12 protein-coding genes, 1 tRNA gene and 1 pseudogene are annotated in these 13,500 nt (G+C 65.9%); 6 read left to right on the forward strand and 8 right to left on the reverse strand.

Features of this window, described 5'->3' with window-relative positions:
* Positions 1–105 precede the first annotated feature (105 nt).
* Positions 106–255: pseudogene (locus QZY44_RS35910) on the forward strand (hypothetical protein); the annotation flags it as partial.
* 158 nt (positions 256–413) lie between these two features.
* On the opposite strand, the gene QZY44_RS21100 reads toward QZY44_RS35910, so the two are convergent.
* Positions 414–836, reverse strand: coding sequence for an HIT family protein (locus tag QZY44_RS21100; RefSeq protein WP_295451501.1), 423 nt, complete (start codon positions 834–836; stop codon positions 414–416).
* 497 nt (positions 837–1,333) lie between these two features.
* On the opposite strand from QZY44_RS21100, the gene QZY44_RS21105 reads away from it, so the two are divergent.
* On the forward strand, positions 1,334–1,633 hold the full coding sequence (locus QZY44_RS21105; protein WP_295451506.1) for a hypothetical protein: 300 nt from the start codon (positions 1,334–1,336) through the stop codon (positions 1,631–1,633).
* 70 nt (positions 1,634–1,703) lie between these two features.
* Here the strand turns inward: QZY44_RS21105 and QZY44_RS21110 are convergent, their stop codons facing one another.
* The 7 genes from QZY44_RS21110 to QZY44_RS21140 all read right to left on the reverse strand — a co-directional run bounded on the left by QZY44_RS21110 (position 1,704) and on the right by QZY44_RS21140 (position 7,669).
* Positions 1,704–2,357: a DUF4124 domain-containing protein gene (locus tag QZY44_RS21110; protein ID WP_295451512.1), complete on the reverse strand. Its 654-nt coding sequence runs from the start codon at positions 2,355–2,357 to the stop codon at positions 1,704–1,706.
* A 9-nt stretch (positions 2,358–2,366) separates the two neighbouring features.
* Complete coding sequence (gene pth / locus QZY44_RS21115) at positions 2,367–2,945, reverse strand: aminoacyl-tRNA hydrolase (RefSeq protein ID WP_295451518.1); 579 nt, start codon at positions 2,943–2,945, stop codon at positions 2,367–2,369.
* Between the two features lie 80 nt (positions 2,946–3,025).
* The gene (locus tag QZY44_RS21120; RefSeq protein ID WP_295451531.1) at positions 3,026–3,634 is read right to left on the reverse strand and encodes a 50S ribosomal protein L25/general stress protein Ctc; all 609 of its coding nucleotides are present in this window, start codon (positions 3,632–3,634) and stop codon (positions 3,026–3,028) included.
* 200 nt (positions 3,635–3,834) lie between these two features.
* Positions 3,835–4,788 (reverse strand): ribose-phosphate diphosphokinase, encoded by a 954-nt coding sequence (locus QZY44_RS21125; protein WP_365304983.1) that lies wholly within the window; start codon positions 4,786–4,788, stop codon positions 3,835–3,837.
* Positions 4,789–4,842: 54 nt separating this feature from the next.
* Positions 4,843–4,917 (reverse strand) — tRNA-Gln (locus tag QZY44_RS21130).
* 23 nt (positions 4,918–4,940) lie between these two features.
* On the reverse strand, positions 4,941–5,801 hold the full coding sequence (gene ispE, locus QZY44_RS21135) for a 4-(cytidine 5'-diphospho)-2-C-methyl-D-erythritol kinase (protein WP_295451565.1): 861 nt from the start codon (positions 5,799–5,801) through the stop codon (positions 4,941–4,943).
* Positions 5,798–7,669, reverse strand: coding sequence for a tetratricopeptide repeat protein (locus QZY44_RS21140; RefSeq protein WP_295451578.1), 1,872 nt, complete (start codon positions 7,667–7,669; stop codon positions 5,798–5,800). The genes ispE and QZY44_RS21140 overlap by 4 nt, the downstream gene beginning before the upstream one ends.
* A gap of 211 nt (positions 7,670–7,880) precedes the next feature.
* Between QZY44_RS21140 and hemA the strand changes: the two genes are divergently transcribed.
* From hemA to QZY44_RS21160, 4 genes are all read left to right on the forward strand, one after another.
* A complete protein-coding gene (gene hemA, locus QZY44_RS21145; RefSeq protein ID WP_295451586.1) occupies positions 7,881–9,158 on the forward strand; it encodes a glutamyl-tRNA reductase in 1,278 nt (425 codons plus the stop codon).
* Positions 9,155–10,234, forward strand: coding sequence for a peptide chain release factor 1 (gene prfA / locus QZY44_RS21150; protein ID WP_295451589.1), 1,080 nt, complete (start codon positions 9,155–9,157; stop codon positions 10,232–10,234). The genes hemA and prfA overlap by 4 nt, the downstream gene beginning before the upstream one ends.
* A gap of 172 nt (positions 10,235–10,406) precedes the next feature.
* Positions 10,407–11,675, forward strand: a complete 1,269-nt coding sequence (locus QZY44_RS21155; RefSeq protein ID WP_295451593.1) for a hypothetical protein — start codon at positions 10,407–10,409, stop codon at positions 11,673–11,675.
* Positions 11,660–13,294 carry an SUMF1/EgtB/PvdO family nonheme iron enzyme gene (locus tag QZY44_RS21160; RefSeq protein WP_295451596.1) on the forward strand — a complete coding sequence of 545 codons (1,635 nt, stop codon included), beginning with the start codon at positions 11,660–11,662 and terminating at the stop codon, positions 13,292–13,294. The genes QZY44_RS21155 and QZY44_RS21160 overlap by 16 nt, the downstream gene beginning before the upstream one ends.
* The last annotated feature ends 206 nt before the right edge of the window (positions 13,295–13,500 follow it).

Here is a 13,500-nt window from a genome sequence, read left to right on the forward strand (position 1 = left end):
AGACCTGCAAACCTTCCTGGCGGCTGGCGATCATAAGCCTCTTTTCACGATATTACAAAAACTTAGCAGCCGCCTGAAACGCAGGAAGAGCCTCGGCGTTTAGAGGCCGAAGATCGCATGTTGACCAGGGACTGGAGAAAGTACAACGGTCGACAGGATGTCGTTTTCCGGCCTCGGCATATGAGCACCGATACGTTGCTGGAAGGCTATCGCTATGCCAACCGGCGGTTCTACTCGGCGGCAAGCATCGGTCAGCGCTTATTCCGATCTCCGGTGGGGCTATGGTGGACTCTGCCATTGAACTTAGCGTATATGTCGGCCTTTTTTTCGATAACACGCTTGGAGCAGATTAAGGGTAGCGAAGCGGTTGAGGCCGCTGATCTGCGGCACTCTTGCCGGATAGATCAACCCCATCAGGTTCGGATGGCCGCTTGGATTTTCGCCGCGAGCGCCTTGAGACTCTCCGGGCTCACCTGCTCGCGGTCATGCGCGCCGATGCGTTGCCCATGCTGCATCGGGATGATGTGGACATGATAGTGAAACACGGTCTGGCCGGCCGCCGCGCCGTTGGTCTGCATGATGCGGATACCGTCGGGCGCAAGCGCCTGGTGCACTGCCCGGGCAATGCGCTGAGCCGTCAGCGTGACCGCCGCAAGATCAGTCAGGGAGATTTCAAATAGGTTAGCCGCATGAGCCTTGGGAATCACCAGAGTATGGCCTGGACTGGCCGGCTGGATATCCATGAAGGCGACGGTATACTCATCCTCGTACAGCCTGATCGCCGGGATGTCTCCCCGCACGATGCCGCAGAAGACGCAGTTGCTGTGATCAGACATGGTGGGTACCCGATGGTGTTGTGATCATTCGTTCCCAAGCTCTGAGACTGTGCCCTGGCTCCCGGGAGCCAGTCTCACCGCTCCAGCGGCGCGTAGCGCCTCGGGCCGCTGGCGCGGCCTGACTGCATCCCCATGCTGGAGCGTGGGAACGAGAAGAGACCGGTCAAGTGGCGGCCTCCAGCGTCGGAACCAGCGCAACAAGGTGATCCTGTTGCTGTCCGCCAAGTTTGGTCTCCGGCCGAAGGAGATATCCGGACTGCGTTGATCGATGGTCGTCAATTCTGATGGCGAAGTCGGAGACTTCATGGTCGCGCGAACTTCCTTAGTACATTCACGTCACAGGTTCGCTCCGGACCTTGGGCGACCGCACTCCGGGTAGGTCCTTTTGTAACATACGCAGACGCGCGAAACCATATCGGCAGCATCGGCGGGGCCTTGAACCTTGTCGTCAGAGGGTTTACGCTGGCTGCGAGCCCTGAATATCTTGGAGAAAAAATATGCGCTTTCTGTTTAAGTTGCTGGTGCTGGCCGCGATCGGGTTCTTTGGGATGCAATGGCTGGGCAAACATCCGTCGAACCCAGTCAGTCAATGGCTAGCCAAAAATCCGTCGATTCCAGTAGGGCAATGGGCCGGCAACAAACCGTCGAACCCAGTCGCGTCCAGGTCGGACGACCTGGCGACGCCGGCCGTGCCTACTAACCTCCAGGACGTGAAGGGATTCAAGAAAGACATGACTCAGTTTTACCAGGATGCCGCTGCACAAAAGGCTCGCCAGATGGACACTCAGGAGAAATAGCCTCAGCGGCGCCCGCTTAACCGGTGCCGACCTGCGGCCACGGGTCGGCACGCGGCGCCAGGACATGGGCCTAGTGGTGCGCTCCCTCCGGGACCGCCGGAAGCGGCCGCATTAGCCCAGCCCCCCGACAGACGCTCAGCCTGCCCCCGGGTGCTACTGACCCATCCGGACACCGACCAGGCTTGATGGGAGTTGCATCTTGCGCCTCGGCATCGCGCTCGTGCGCTCGCTCATGCCACTCATGGTGTCCAGGTTGGCCAGGTTGGCCAGACCACACCTGCATCTGCGCATCGCGCTGCGCCTGCGCCGCCCGCGCCTCGGCATCCCGCGCCCGCAGCTCGGCATCCCGCGCCCGCTGTTCAGCATCCCGCGCCTGCGCCTGCGCTTCCCGCTCCCGCGCTTCGGCCCGCGCCTTCGCCTTGGCGGCCTGTTGCTCGTCGATGCTGCGTGCCTGATTGAGAATGGAGTAGGGGTCTGCTGCGTCGGCAGCGGGGGCGGAGTCCGGATTACGGGCGGGGATATCCAGCTCCTGTTTGGCGAAGTCCGCCGGGCAATTGACCTCGGAGTAAGACACCTCGCCGGCCGCGTTCGTGCATCGGTATGTCCCGGCCGTCGCCGTCGATGGGACGGTCAAGGTCGTCGCGCCGCCGAGCAATAGTGTCAGGACCAGCGGACTTCGGGAACAGGACTGCCAGGACCAGTGGGCGGGGGCGTTGGTAAACATGTCGGCAACTCAGCGCGCGCTGTGCAGCCGATTCATGGCCATCTGGAAACGCCCGTCCAGGCAGTCGTCGATGGCGCCCTCGGCGTCGCGCAGCGACTCTTCGATACGCAGTGCATCGTCCCGGGAGGGGCGACCGAGTACATAATTGGTAACCTGGCTGCGGTCGCCGGGATGATCGATGCCGACGCGCAGGCGCCAGAAGTCGCGGCTACCAAGCTGGTTGATGCTGTCGCGCAGGCCGTTGTGACCCGCGTGCCCGCCACCTTGTTTGAGGCGCACGGTACCGACGGCGAGGTCCAGTTCATCGTGAACGATGAGGATCTGCTCGGGGGGAATCTCGAAATAGCGACTGACGGCAGCCACGGAGCGGCCGCTGAGGTTCATGAAGGTGGCGGGCTTAAGCAGCCGCAGGTCCATGCCGCGCCGGGTCAGACGCGCCACCGCACCGTGGAAGCGGGCCTCGGCCTTGAAGGGCTGACCCAGGGCCAGTGCATCGACAAACCAGAAGCCGACATTGTGACGCGTGGCGGCATAGTCGGGGCCGGGGTTGCCCAGACCGACGATGAGACGGATGCCGACGGGGTCCATGGCGCTGTTGGCTCCGGTTGAGCGCTGACCCGACGGGCAGTCCGCCGGGCCAGTCGCGTCAGAGTCCTGACAGAACGCGATCAGGCACCACCCTCGGCCTCATCGGTCGTCTCCGCGCCGGCACGGGGGCCGTGCATGACCACGACCGGCTCATCCGCATCGGGGGTATGGGCCAGGGTGACACCTTCGGGCAGCGGCAGTTCAGCCAGGTGGATGATGTCGCCAATGGCCATGGCCGCGACATTGACCACGATGTATTCGGGCAAGTCCTTGGGCAGGCAGGTGATCTCGATCTCGGTCAGGGCGTGCGAGGCATTGCCGCCAGCCTTGATGCCGGGGGACTGCTCCACGTTCAGGAAGTGCAACGGCACCACCATGCGGAGCTTCTCGTCCTGGCTCACGCGCAGGAAATCGGCGTGCAGGATGAAGGGCTTGGCCGGATGGCGCTGCAGGTCCTTGAGCACCACCGTGGACTCGACATCGCCGATCTTCAGATTCAGCACATGGGAGTAGAAGGACTCATGCTCCAGGTGCCGGAGGATCTGGTTGTGCCGCAGCGAGATCATCACCGGCTCCTGGTGACCGCCATAGACGATGGCTGGGATCAGGCCCTGGCGACGCAGGCGGCGGCTCGCACCCTTACCTGTATCGCTGCGGGACTCGGCGAAGACGTCAAAATTTACGCTCATAGGCGTTCTCCAGTTAAATCACAAAACAATGCGCCGGGGACCCGCGACCAGGTTCCCAGGCACACAAGAAGCGGACCAAAAATATTAGCCAGCAAATAATTCCAGGCGCAGAGCGTCAGATACATGCGTGACACCGCGCAGCGGTGTCACGAGCGCAAACTGAATCACTACTCTTTCTTGGCTTCAGCCAAAAAAGAGGATCAATCCATAAACAACGAACTGACCGACTCCTCGTTGGAGACCCGCCGCATGGTCTCCGCCAGCAACTCGCCGATGCTCAACTGTCGAATACGCGAGCAATTGCGGGCCTCGGGACGCAGCGGGATGGTATTGGTCACCACCAGTTCGTCAAGCACCGAGTTGGTAATGTTGTCCACCGCGACTCCGGACAGGACCGCGTGGGTACAATAGGCGACCACCTTCTGGGCGCCGTGCTCCTTCAGGGCCTCGGCGGCGTGGCACAGGGTCCCGGCGGTGTCCACCAGATCGTCGATCATGACGCAGGAGCGACCCTTCACGTCACCGATGATGTTCATCACCTGCGCCTCATTGGCCTTGGGTCGGCGCTTGTCGATGATCGCGAGATCGGCCTCATCCAAACGCTTGGCCAGGGCCCGCGCCCGCACCACCCCGCCCACGTCGGGCGAGACCACGATCAGGTCGGAGTGCTTCTGACGCCAGATATCACCCAAGAGGATCGGCGAGGAGTAGACGTTATCGACCGGGATGTCGAAAAACCCCTGAATCTGGTCGGCATGCAGGTCCATGGTCAGGACACGATCCGCGCCAGCCTCGCCGATCATCTTGGCGACCAACCGGGCGGTGATCGGCACCCGCGCCGAGCGCGGCCGCCGGTCCTGGCGGGCATAACCCAGGTAGGGGACCACGGCGGTGATGCGCTTGGCTGAGGCCCAGCGCAGGGCATCCATGAGCACCAACAATTCCATCAGGTTGTCGTTGGTCGGAGCGCCGGTGGACTGAACCACGAAGACGTCGCGACCGCGCACGTTCTCCTGGATCTCGGCCATCACCTCGCCATCGCTGAACTGGCCGACCACGGCCTTGCCCAGCGATAACCCAAGGTGTCCGGCGATCTCCACGGAGAGTTCCCGGTTAGCGTTCCCGGAAAAGACCATCATGTGACTGGCAGGCAAGGCGGGCTTCCTGTCTGAACGAGCGGGCTCAGGGGGGGTGAAGACGGCATGAATTGGCTGGGGCGCCAGGATTCGAACCTGGGGATGCCGGGATCAAAACCCGGTGCCTTACCGCTTGGCGACGCCCCAAAAAAAAACGTTGCGCGTATGACTCAGGTCGGGCCGGCCGTCAGCCGGTCCAGCAGCGGCGAGCGGTTAAGCCCACGCGCCACCATAGCCCGAAACCGCGACGTTACCCGATCACGGGCGGCCAGGGCAGCGTCCCGATCCGTGAAGACCGCGAACACGCACCCACCGGTACCCGTCAATTGACCGCCCCCGACGGCTTCTAGCCAATCCAAGGCAGCAGCCACCTCGGGGTAACCGCGCCGTACGACCCCGAGACAATCGTTGCGCCGGTCACCCGCAAGGAAGTCGCTAAGTTTGACTGGAACCGAGTCCCGCGTCAATTGCGGGTCTGCAAAGACCGCCGCGGTGGCGACCTGGCCGGCCGGAATGAGGACCAGATACCAGGGTTCGGGCAGGTCCACCGGGGTCAATTGCTCGCCCACGCCCTCCCCCCAGGCCGCGCGGCCGCGCACGAAGACCGGCACGTCGGCCCCCAGCGGCAAGGCAAGCGCGGCTAACTCGTCCTCCGGTAGATCGAGCCCCCACAGCTGGTTCAAAGCAACCAGGGTGGTGGCGGCGTCCGAACTGCCGCCGCCGAGCCCACCGCCCATCGGCAAGGCCTTCTCCAGAAGGATGTCCGCCCCGCGCCGACACCCAGCGTGGGCCTGCAGGGCACGGGCGGCCCGCACCGTCAGGTCGGCGGACTCGGGAACGCCGGGGATCGCCACCACGCGCTGGATGGCGCCGTCCTCCCGCGGCGTGAACCACAGCCGATCGCAGCAATCGATGAACTGGAAGACCGTCTGCAGGCGGTGGTAACCGTCCGGGCGGCGGCCGAGCACGCGCAGCATCAGGTTGAGTTTAGCCGGCGCCGGCCAGGCGAGCGAATTGGATTCGGGGGTCACTGACGGGCCTCGGTCTTGCTGTCTGGAGAGGTATTTTTCGGGATCGCGGGCGGGGCCGGTGCCCCGGGCGGCGCATGGCTCGCCACCACCTTGAGCAAATAGGCGTGGTCCGGATGGTCCTTGAGGGCCGCGGCCCAGACCGCGCGGGCCTCGTCCTCGCGGCCCATGGCCCACAGCACCTCGCCCAGGTGCGCGGCGATCTCGGCGTCCTTCATGGCCTCGTTCGCGCGAGTGAGGTAGTCCAGGGCCGCCTCGGGGCGGCCGAGCTTGTAATTCACCCACCCAACACTGTCCAGGATCGCCGGCTCCGCGGGCTTGAGCTTGTAGGCGCGCTCGATATACCCCAGGGCCTCCTGATAGCGGTCGGTGCGATCGGCCAGCGTGTAGCCCAAGGCATTGAGCGCGTCGGCATGGTCCGGATTGATCTCGATGATGTGCCGCAGGTCGCGCTCCGCCGACGCGATCCGCTCCTGCTTCACCGCCAACATGGCGCGCCCGTAAAGCAGCTCCACATCGTCGGGAAAGGCGGTGAGTGCATCGGCATAGACCTGCATAGCCGCATCCTGGCGACCCGCCTGATCCAGGATCTCGGCCTCGGCCAGGAACAGGGTCTGGGCCTCGTCCGGCGCCTGGTCGCGCAACTGCTGGATGATCTCGCGGGCACGCTCGAGCTCGCCGGCCTTGGCCCGCAGGACCGCAATGCGGATCTGGGCGTCCATCCGGTTCGCCCCCTGCGTCTTGGCGTACCAGTCAATGGCCGCGCTGCGCTGCTCGGCGCGCTCCTCCAGCTGACCGAGATAGAAGCTCGCGTCGTCCCGCCGCTGGCCGGTCTGGTACAGGCGGGTCAGGTTGCCGCGTGCGGCCTTGAGGTCGTCCAGTTCCAGGGCCAGGATGCCGGCGGCGTACAGGGCCTCCGGGTCGTTCGGCCGGTCGGCGAGCAACCGCTCGAACGCTGAGCGCGCGCCAACATAGTCCTTCTGCTCGAGCAAAAATTGGGCATAGAGCAGGCGCAGACCCTGCTCGTCCGGGTTGGCGGCGATAAACTGCTCGATCAGCGCCCGTGCCTCGTCGCGCTTGCCCCCGGCAAGCAGGAGCCGGACCAGAAACAGGCGTGGTTTGTCCCAGTCCGGACGCAATTGGAGCGCCTGGCGGGCCGCAGCGACGGCGACCTCCGGCTGCTCGGCACTGGCGGCCACGACCGCCAGTGCGTACTGGGCCTCGGCACTGCGCGCGTCGCGCGCCACGAGCTCGCGCATCAATTCCAGACGCTCCGGTGGGCTCGCCGCCCGCGCCACGATGCTCGCCGCCTGCAGGTAGCCGGCCTCGGTATCCGCCCCGGCCAGCCGGACCACTTGCGACAGATAGTCAAGGGCTCCCGCACGGTCGCCAGCCTTGATCCGCAGGAAGGCGGCGACCTGAACCGCCCCCGGTGCAGCGGGCGCCAGCTCAAGCCAGAATGCCACGGCGCGCGCGGCCCCGGCGTCGTCCCCGGCACTGACCGCCGTGCGCACCGCCAGTTCGGCCAGCTGCGGGTCGCGGGCCAGTTCGGCGGCGTGCAGATACTGCGTGAAGGCCAACGCTTGGTCACCACGGTGCGCGGCCACCTCGGCGACCAACACCGAGTAGACTAAATCACTATCCAGCCCGACACGCGCGGCCCGGGCACCCAGGCCGGCGGTACCATCGGTGGCCGGCGACGGCGCGGGGAGCGCGGACGCCGGCTCGCCTTTGACGACCGGGGCGCCGGCGGGCGGCGACACGGGGAGCGGCTCCGCGCGCGTCGCGGTGAGCGCACCGAGGCACAGGACGGCAATGAGCCCGCTGGCGGCGGCGCTCCTGCGGGACTTTCGGGACAGTGTTTCAGTCATGGGAGGGATTCGTGGGAGGTTCCTGGGGGCCGGGCCGCAAGTATACCCAGCCGGTCGGGACTTGCAGCGGAGATCGACTTAGGGTATTTCCCGCAACCCGGGCGGACCGCACGGGCGCACCGACCGACTGGGGGCACGCCCGCGCGCAACCATGACTTGCATCTTGCGCCATAAGCCGGACAATCGCGCAGTCCAATTTGACGGGCTTAACATGAAACTGCTGGTTATCGGTCTCAATCACAAGACGGCCCCAATCGAGGTGCGCGAGCGCATCACCTTCGGACCAGACATTATCGCCGGGGCGCTGCGCGACCTACGGGGGCACACGGGTGTCCACGAGGCCGTGGTGCTCTCCACCTGCAACCGCACGGAGGTCTACTGCGCCACCGACGACGGCGGCGAGGAAACGGTTCGTCACTGGCTGGGCGGCTTCCACGGCGTTGAGCACGAGCGGGTCAACCCCTTCGTCTACGCCCACGCGGGCCGAGACGCGGTGACCCACCTGCTGCGGGTGGGTTGCGGCCTGGACTCTATGGTCTTGGGCGAGCCCCAGATCCTGGGCCAGGTCAAGAGCGCCTTCGCCACCGCCACCGACTGCTCGGCCACTGGCAAGCTGCTCTCGCGCCTGTTCCAGCACGGCTTTTCGGTCGCCAAGCAGGTCCGCACCGACACCGCCATCGGCAGTAGCCCGGTCTCCGTGGCCTTCGCCGCGGTCAGCCTGGCGCGCCAGATCTTCAGCGACCTGTCCCAACAGACGGCCATGCTGATCGGCGCCGGTGAGACCATCGAACTGGTCGCCCGCCACCTGCACCAGAACGGCATCGGGCGCATCATCGTGGCCAACCGCACGGTGGAGCGCGCCCACGAGGTGGCCGCCCAGTTCGATGGCTTTGCCATCGCGCTCACCGAGATCGCCAACCACCTGGCGGATGCGGACATCGTCATTGCCTCCACCGCGAGCCCCCTGCCCGTGTTGGGCAAGGGGACGGTGGAGCGGGCGCTCAAGAAGCGCCGGCACCGGCCGATGTTCATGGTGGACATCGCCGTGCCCCGCGACATCGAGCCCGAGGTGGCATCCCTGAGCGATGTCTACCTCTACACCGTCGACGACCTGCAAGGGGTCATCGACGAGGGGCTGCGCTCCCGCCAGGCGGCGGCCATGGAGGCCGAGGAGATCGTGGCCTTCCACGCCGAGGAGTTCATGGGCTGGATACGTTCGCTGGACGCCGCCAACGTGATCCAGGACTACCGCAAGAGCGCCGAACAGTTGCGCGATGAGGTGCTGGAACGGGCCAAGCGCCAGCTGGAGGCCGGCAAGTCCGCCCCCGATGTGCTGGCCTTCCTCGCCCACACCCTCACCAACAAGCTGCTGCACGCCCCTAGCACGCGGCTGCGCCAGGCCGCCCGGGAGGGCGATGCCACCATCATGGAGGCCGCCAACGAACTGTTCCAACTCGGCCTGGTGGCACCAGCCCCGCCGCCCCAATGAACCGTTCCATTCGCGACCGGCTGGAGCGCATGGACGAGCGCTTCAGCGAGATCACGGCGCTGATGTCAGACGCCGCGACTCAGTCCGACACCAACCGCTTCCGTGACCTGGGTCGCGAGTATGCCCAGCTGGAGCCCCTGGTGTCCTGCTTCGGGCGCTATCGGGAGACCGAGGCGGAGATGGCGGCCGCAGAGGAGATGCTGGCCGATCCCGAGATGGCCCCCCTGGCCCGGGATGAGATCGCCGCCGCGGGCGCCCGCCGGGACGCCATGGAGCCCGAACTGCACCGCTTGCTGGTGCCGCCGGACCCCAAGGACCAGTGTAACTGCTTTCTGGAGGTCCGCGCCGGGACCGGCGGGGCCGAGGCGGGACTCTTCGCCGGCAACCTGCTGCGGATGTACCTGCGCTATGCGGAGCTGCGCGGCTGGCGCACCGAGGTCTACAGCGAGAGCCAGGGCGAATTGGGCGGCTACAAGGAGGTGGTGGTGCGCATCAGCGGCAGCGGCGTCTACTCCCGGCTCAAATTCGAGCCCGGCGCCCACCGCGTGCAGCGTGTACCTGAGACCGAATCCCAGGGCCGCGTCCATACCTCGGCCTGTACCGTCGCCGTGTTGCCGGAGGTGGAGTCCATCGACGCCATCGACATCAACGCGGGCGATCTGCGCATCGACACCTACCGCGCCTCCGGGGCCGGCGGTCAGCACATCAACAAGACCGACTCCGCGGTGCGCATCACCCATATCCCCTCCGGCGTGGTGGTGGAGTGTCAGGAAGAGCGCTCCCAGCACAAGAACAAGGCCCGTGCACTGTCACTGCTGCACGCCCGCCTGCTCGCCGCCGCCCAGGGCACCCAGGCCGCGGCCGAGTCCCAGTCGCGCAAGCTCCAGGTGGGCAGCGGCGACCGCTCCGAGCGCATCCGCACCTACAACTTCCCGCAGAACCGGCTCACCGACCACCGCATCAATCTCACGCTCTACAAGCTCGATGAGGTGATGGAGGGGGCGCTCGATCAGGTCATCGAGCCGCTGTTGGCCGAGTATCAGGCGGAACAGCTGACGATGATGATGGGCGACTGATACTGATTTTCAGTAGAAAATCAGTATGTGAAAACACGAATTGGTGATGCACGACTAACTGGAGGCGGGGCGTTCCGACCCGCCCTTTGACCCTCGTGACGCCGCGCCGGAGACTGGGTCGGCGGGGATTTCATCGGACGCGACAAGCTCAAGGGCGACAGAGGGGCACGCTATGGCAGCCGATTCCATCGATCCGAACGACATCGCGGCATTGAGGCGGCGGCTGGCCGAACTGGAGGCTGAGCAAGCTGCGAGCCTCAGCGGCTCCGGTGCCTTGGCGCAGGGCGGCGGCGAGGCACTCGGGGAGCGCAGCGTCAAGGTCGGAGGCAACGCCAATACCATCGTCACCGGCACACAGATCGCCACCAATTACTTCGCCACAGCCGGCGGGCGCCTGACCAAGGAGCAGATCGCCCGCCAGGTAACTGGCTACCTGCGCTGGCTGCGCTCGCGTACCGAGTGCATCGAGCTGCGCGGCATCGAGCGGGCGGGCGGGGCGCCGGTGGTGATGCTGCCGCTCGAGACGGCCTATGTGCCGCTGCAGGCCAAGTGGATGGCGGGTAGTGGGGAGGACCTGCCCCTGAGCAAGGTGCTGGGGTTAGGCAATCGCCTGGCAATCATCGGCGGGCCGGGGTCCGGAAAGACCACCGTGCTAGTGCATATGGCCTGGGCACTAGCCTCATCACTGCTCACCGGCGAGCCCGAACCGGCGCGCTCGCGTCTTGCACTGAAGAAGAAAATAAAGAAGAAAATAAAGAAGAAGATAAAGAATAAGATAAAGATCACTTCGTCGCCCCAATCCGTCCGGACCAGCCGGGAGCCCGAACTGGAGGACGCTCATGTCGGCGAGGTCGAGGTCGAGGTCGAGATAGATGTCCCCCCAAGCGAATTGCCGCTGCCCATCTTCGTACCGCTCGCGTCCTTCGCGCGCTATCGGCGCAAGCTGCCGGGCAACGCGCCTCCCCGTGAGCGCACCCTGGCCCACTACATTTCGTATCGTCTGATCGAAAAGCAGGCCGACTTCGACCTCCCGGCGGATTTTTTCGTACAGGTCCTCCAAGATGGTCGGGACTGTCTCCTGCTGCTCGACGGACTCGACGAGGTGGCCAATGAGTCCGAGCGCGCTGAGGTCCGGCAGGCCGTCGAGGACCTGGTGGGCGGGCGCGAGTCCATGCGCGTCCTTGTCACCTGTCGCACCGTCGCCTACCGCGGCGGGCGCACCGCCCTGGGGGCCGGCTTCCGGGAGATCCTCGTCCGGCCACTCGACTTTAGGGCCCACATAGCCCCGATGGTCCGCCAGGCCTATGACTGCATCTACCCGCACGATGCCGCCCTGCGCGACGAGCGGTCGGCCGACCTGCTGGAGGGAATCCGACGGCTGGAGCAGGACCGCCACACACGCTGGGTAAGGACGCCGAGGCGTTGGTGGACAGCCCCCTGATGGTGCGCCTGCTGCTCATAGTGCATGTGAACAACCGCCGCCTGCCCGACGAGCGCGCGGACCTGTTCGACAAGGCCATCAATGCCCTGCTGCAGGTGGACTATGGGCGCGAGGAGGGCGACATCCGGGAGCTCTCGACCGACTGGAAGCCCTTCCGCGACATGGCCCAGCACCTCGCCTTCCACATGCACGGTCAGGGCCGCGACCAGGGCCGCGAGATCGAAGAGCGCGAACTGAAGGCCGCGTTGGGCCAGGAGGCGGACTTCGAGCCGCGCATCGACGCGTTCCTCCAGAGCGCCCGCCAGCGCGGCAGCGTGCTGGAGGAACGCACCGGGGTCTATCGCTTCATCCACCTCGCCCTTCAGGAGTTCCTCGCCGCGCGCTATCTGCGGGAGGTGACCATGGGTGCAGGCGGCCACCCCGCCATCGTCAAGCGTCTCGAGGACCGGCTGGACGATCCCTGGTGGCGTAAGCCCATCCTGCTCCTGTCGGGCTACCTGGGCGCCAATGCCGCCAGGTCCGCGCGCGAGTTCCTGGCGGCGCTGGCCCGTGCCGGGGAGACGCCGGACGCCCGAATCGCTGCGGCGGAACTGGCGAGCATCGCCGCGCTGGAATGGCGTGAGAGCGGGGAGGCGCTCAAGGCCGAGTGTGCCGCGCGAATCATCGCGCTGCTGGGCGACGCGAGCGCCCTCAGTGGCTGCAGGGCATCCCAGCGCGCCCGGGTCGGGGAGCTAGTGGCACGCCTGGGTGATCCCCGGTTCGACCCGGCACGCTTCCACCTGCCGGGGGATGACCTGCTCGGTTTCGTGCCGATCCCGGCCGATCCGGAATTCAGGATCGGCACCCGGCAGTCGGACGGGCAGCGGGTCGCGCAGATCATCGGCTATGGCGTGCCCGTCCACGAGTTCAATGACGCCCCCACGCCAACACCGGCCTTCTACATCGCCCGCTATCCGGTCACGGTCGCGCAGTTTAGGGCCTTCCTAGCGGCGACGAGGACTGAGCCCCGCGACCCCACGGCGCTGCGCGATCCGGACAGCCGGCCCGTCCGCTATATCGAATGGCGAGAGGCGATGGCCTACTGCCGGTGGCTGCACCAGACCCTCGCGGGCGCGTCGGTCCTGGCGGGATCCGAGGCCGCCCTGCTGGTGCGGGGTGGGTCCTGGCAGGTGAGTCTGCCGAGCGAACTGGAGTGGGAAGTGGCAGCACGGGGCGGGCGGCGGGACTCTGTGTACCCGTGGGGTGACACGCCCGACGCGAATTCCGCCAACTACGCGGACTCGAGGATCCTGGATACCTCAGCGGTCGGTTGCTTCCCGGCCAATGGCTTCCGTCTATACGACATGATCGGTAATGTCTGGGAGTGGACGCGCAGCCCATGGATGCCGGACTACAGCCAGGTGAACGACCCGAGGCGCGAGGACTTAGACGCAGGGGGGGACCAAGCACTGGTCGTACGCGGCGGATCGTGGAGCAATGTTCGGGACTTCGCGCGCTGTGCCTACCGCTATCGGAATTTTCCCGTCGACCGGTTCGTTAATTTGGGGTTCCGCGTCGTGTTGCGTTCTGCCCCTGTTTCTTCAGCTCCACTTTCTGTCCCTCTGGACTCTGAACTCTAATCCTCCGACTCTGGAGGAGTAATGAAGGTCCGGCAACCACCCCACCATCCATTGGCTCCGGTACACTCGGTATCTCTTCAAGCCCGACAGGAGCACCAGCGACCGGCCACCGGGCAATGCAGAGCCCCTCGCCATCGGTTTGCCCGGTCCGCCTCGCCCGCAAGCGGGCGCGCGACCGGCTAAAGCCTCGACCTCCGGTACTGCCG

Source organism: uncultured Thiodictyon sp., assembly GCA_903837595.1.
In the GTDB taxonomy this organism is placed as follows: Bacteria; Pseudomonadota; Gammaproteobacteria; order Chromatiales; family Chromatiaceae; genus Thiodictyon.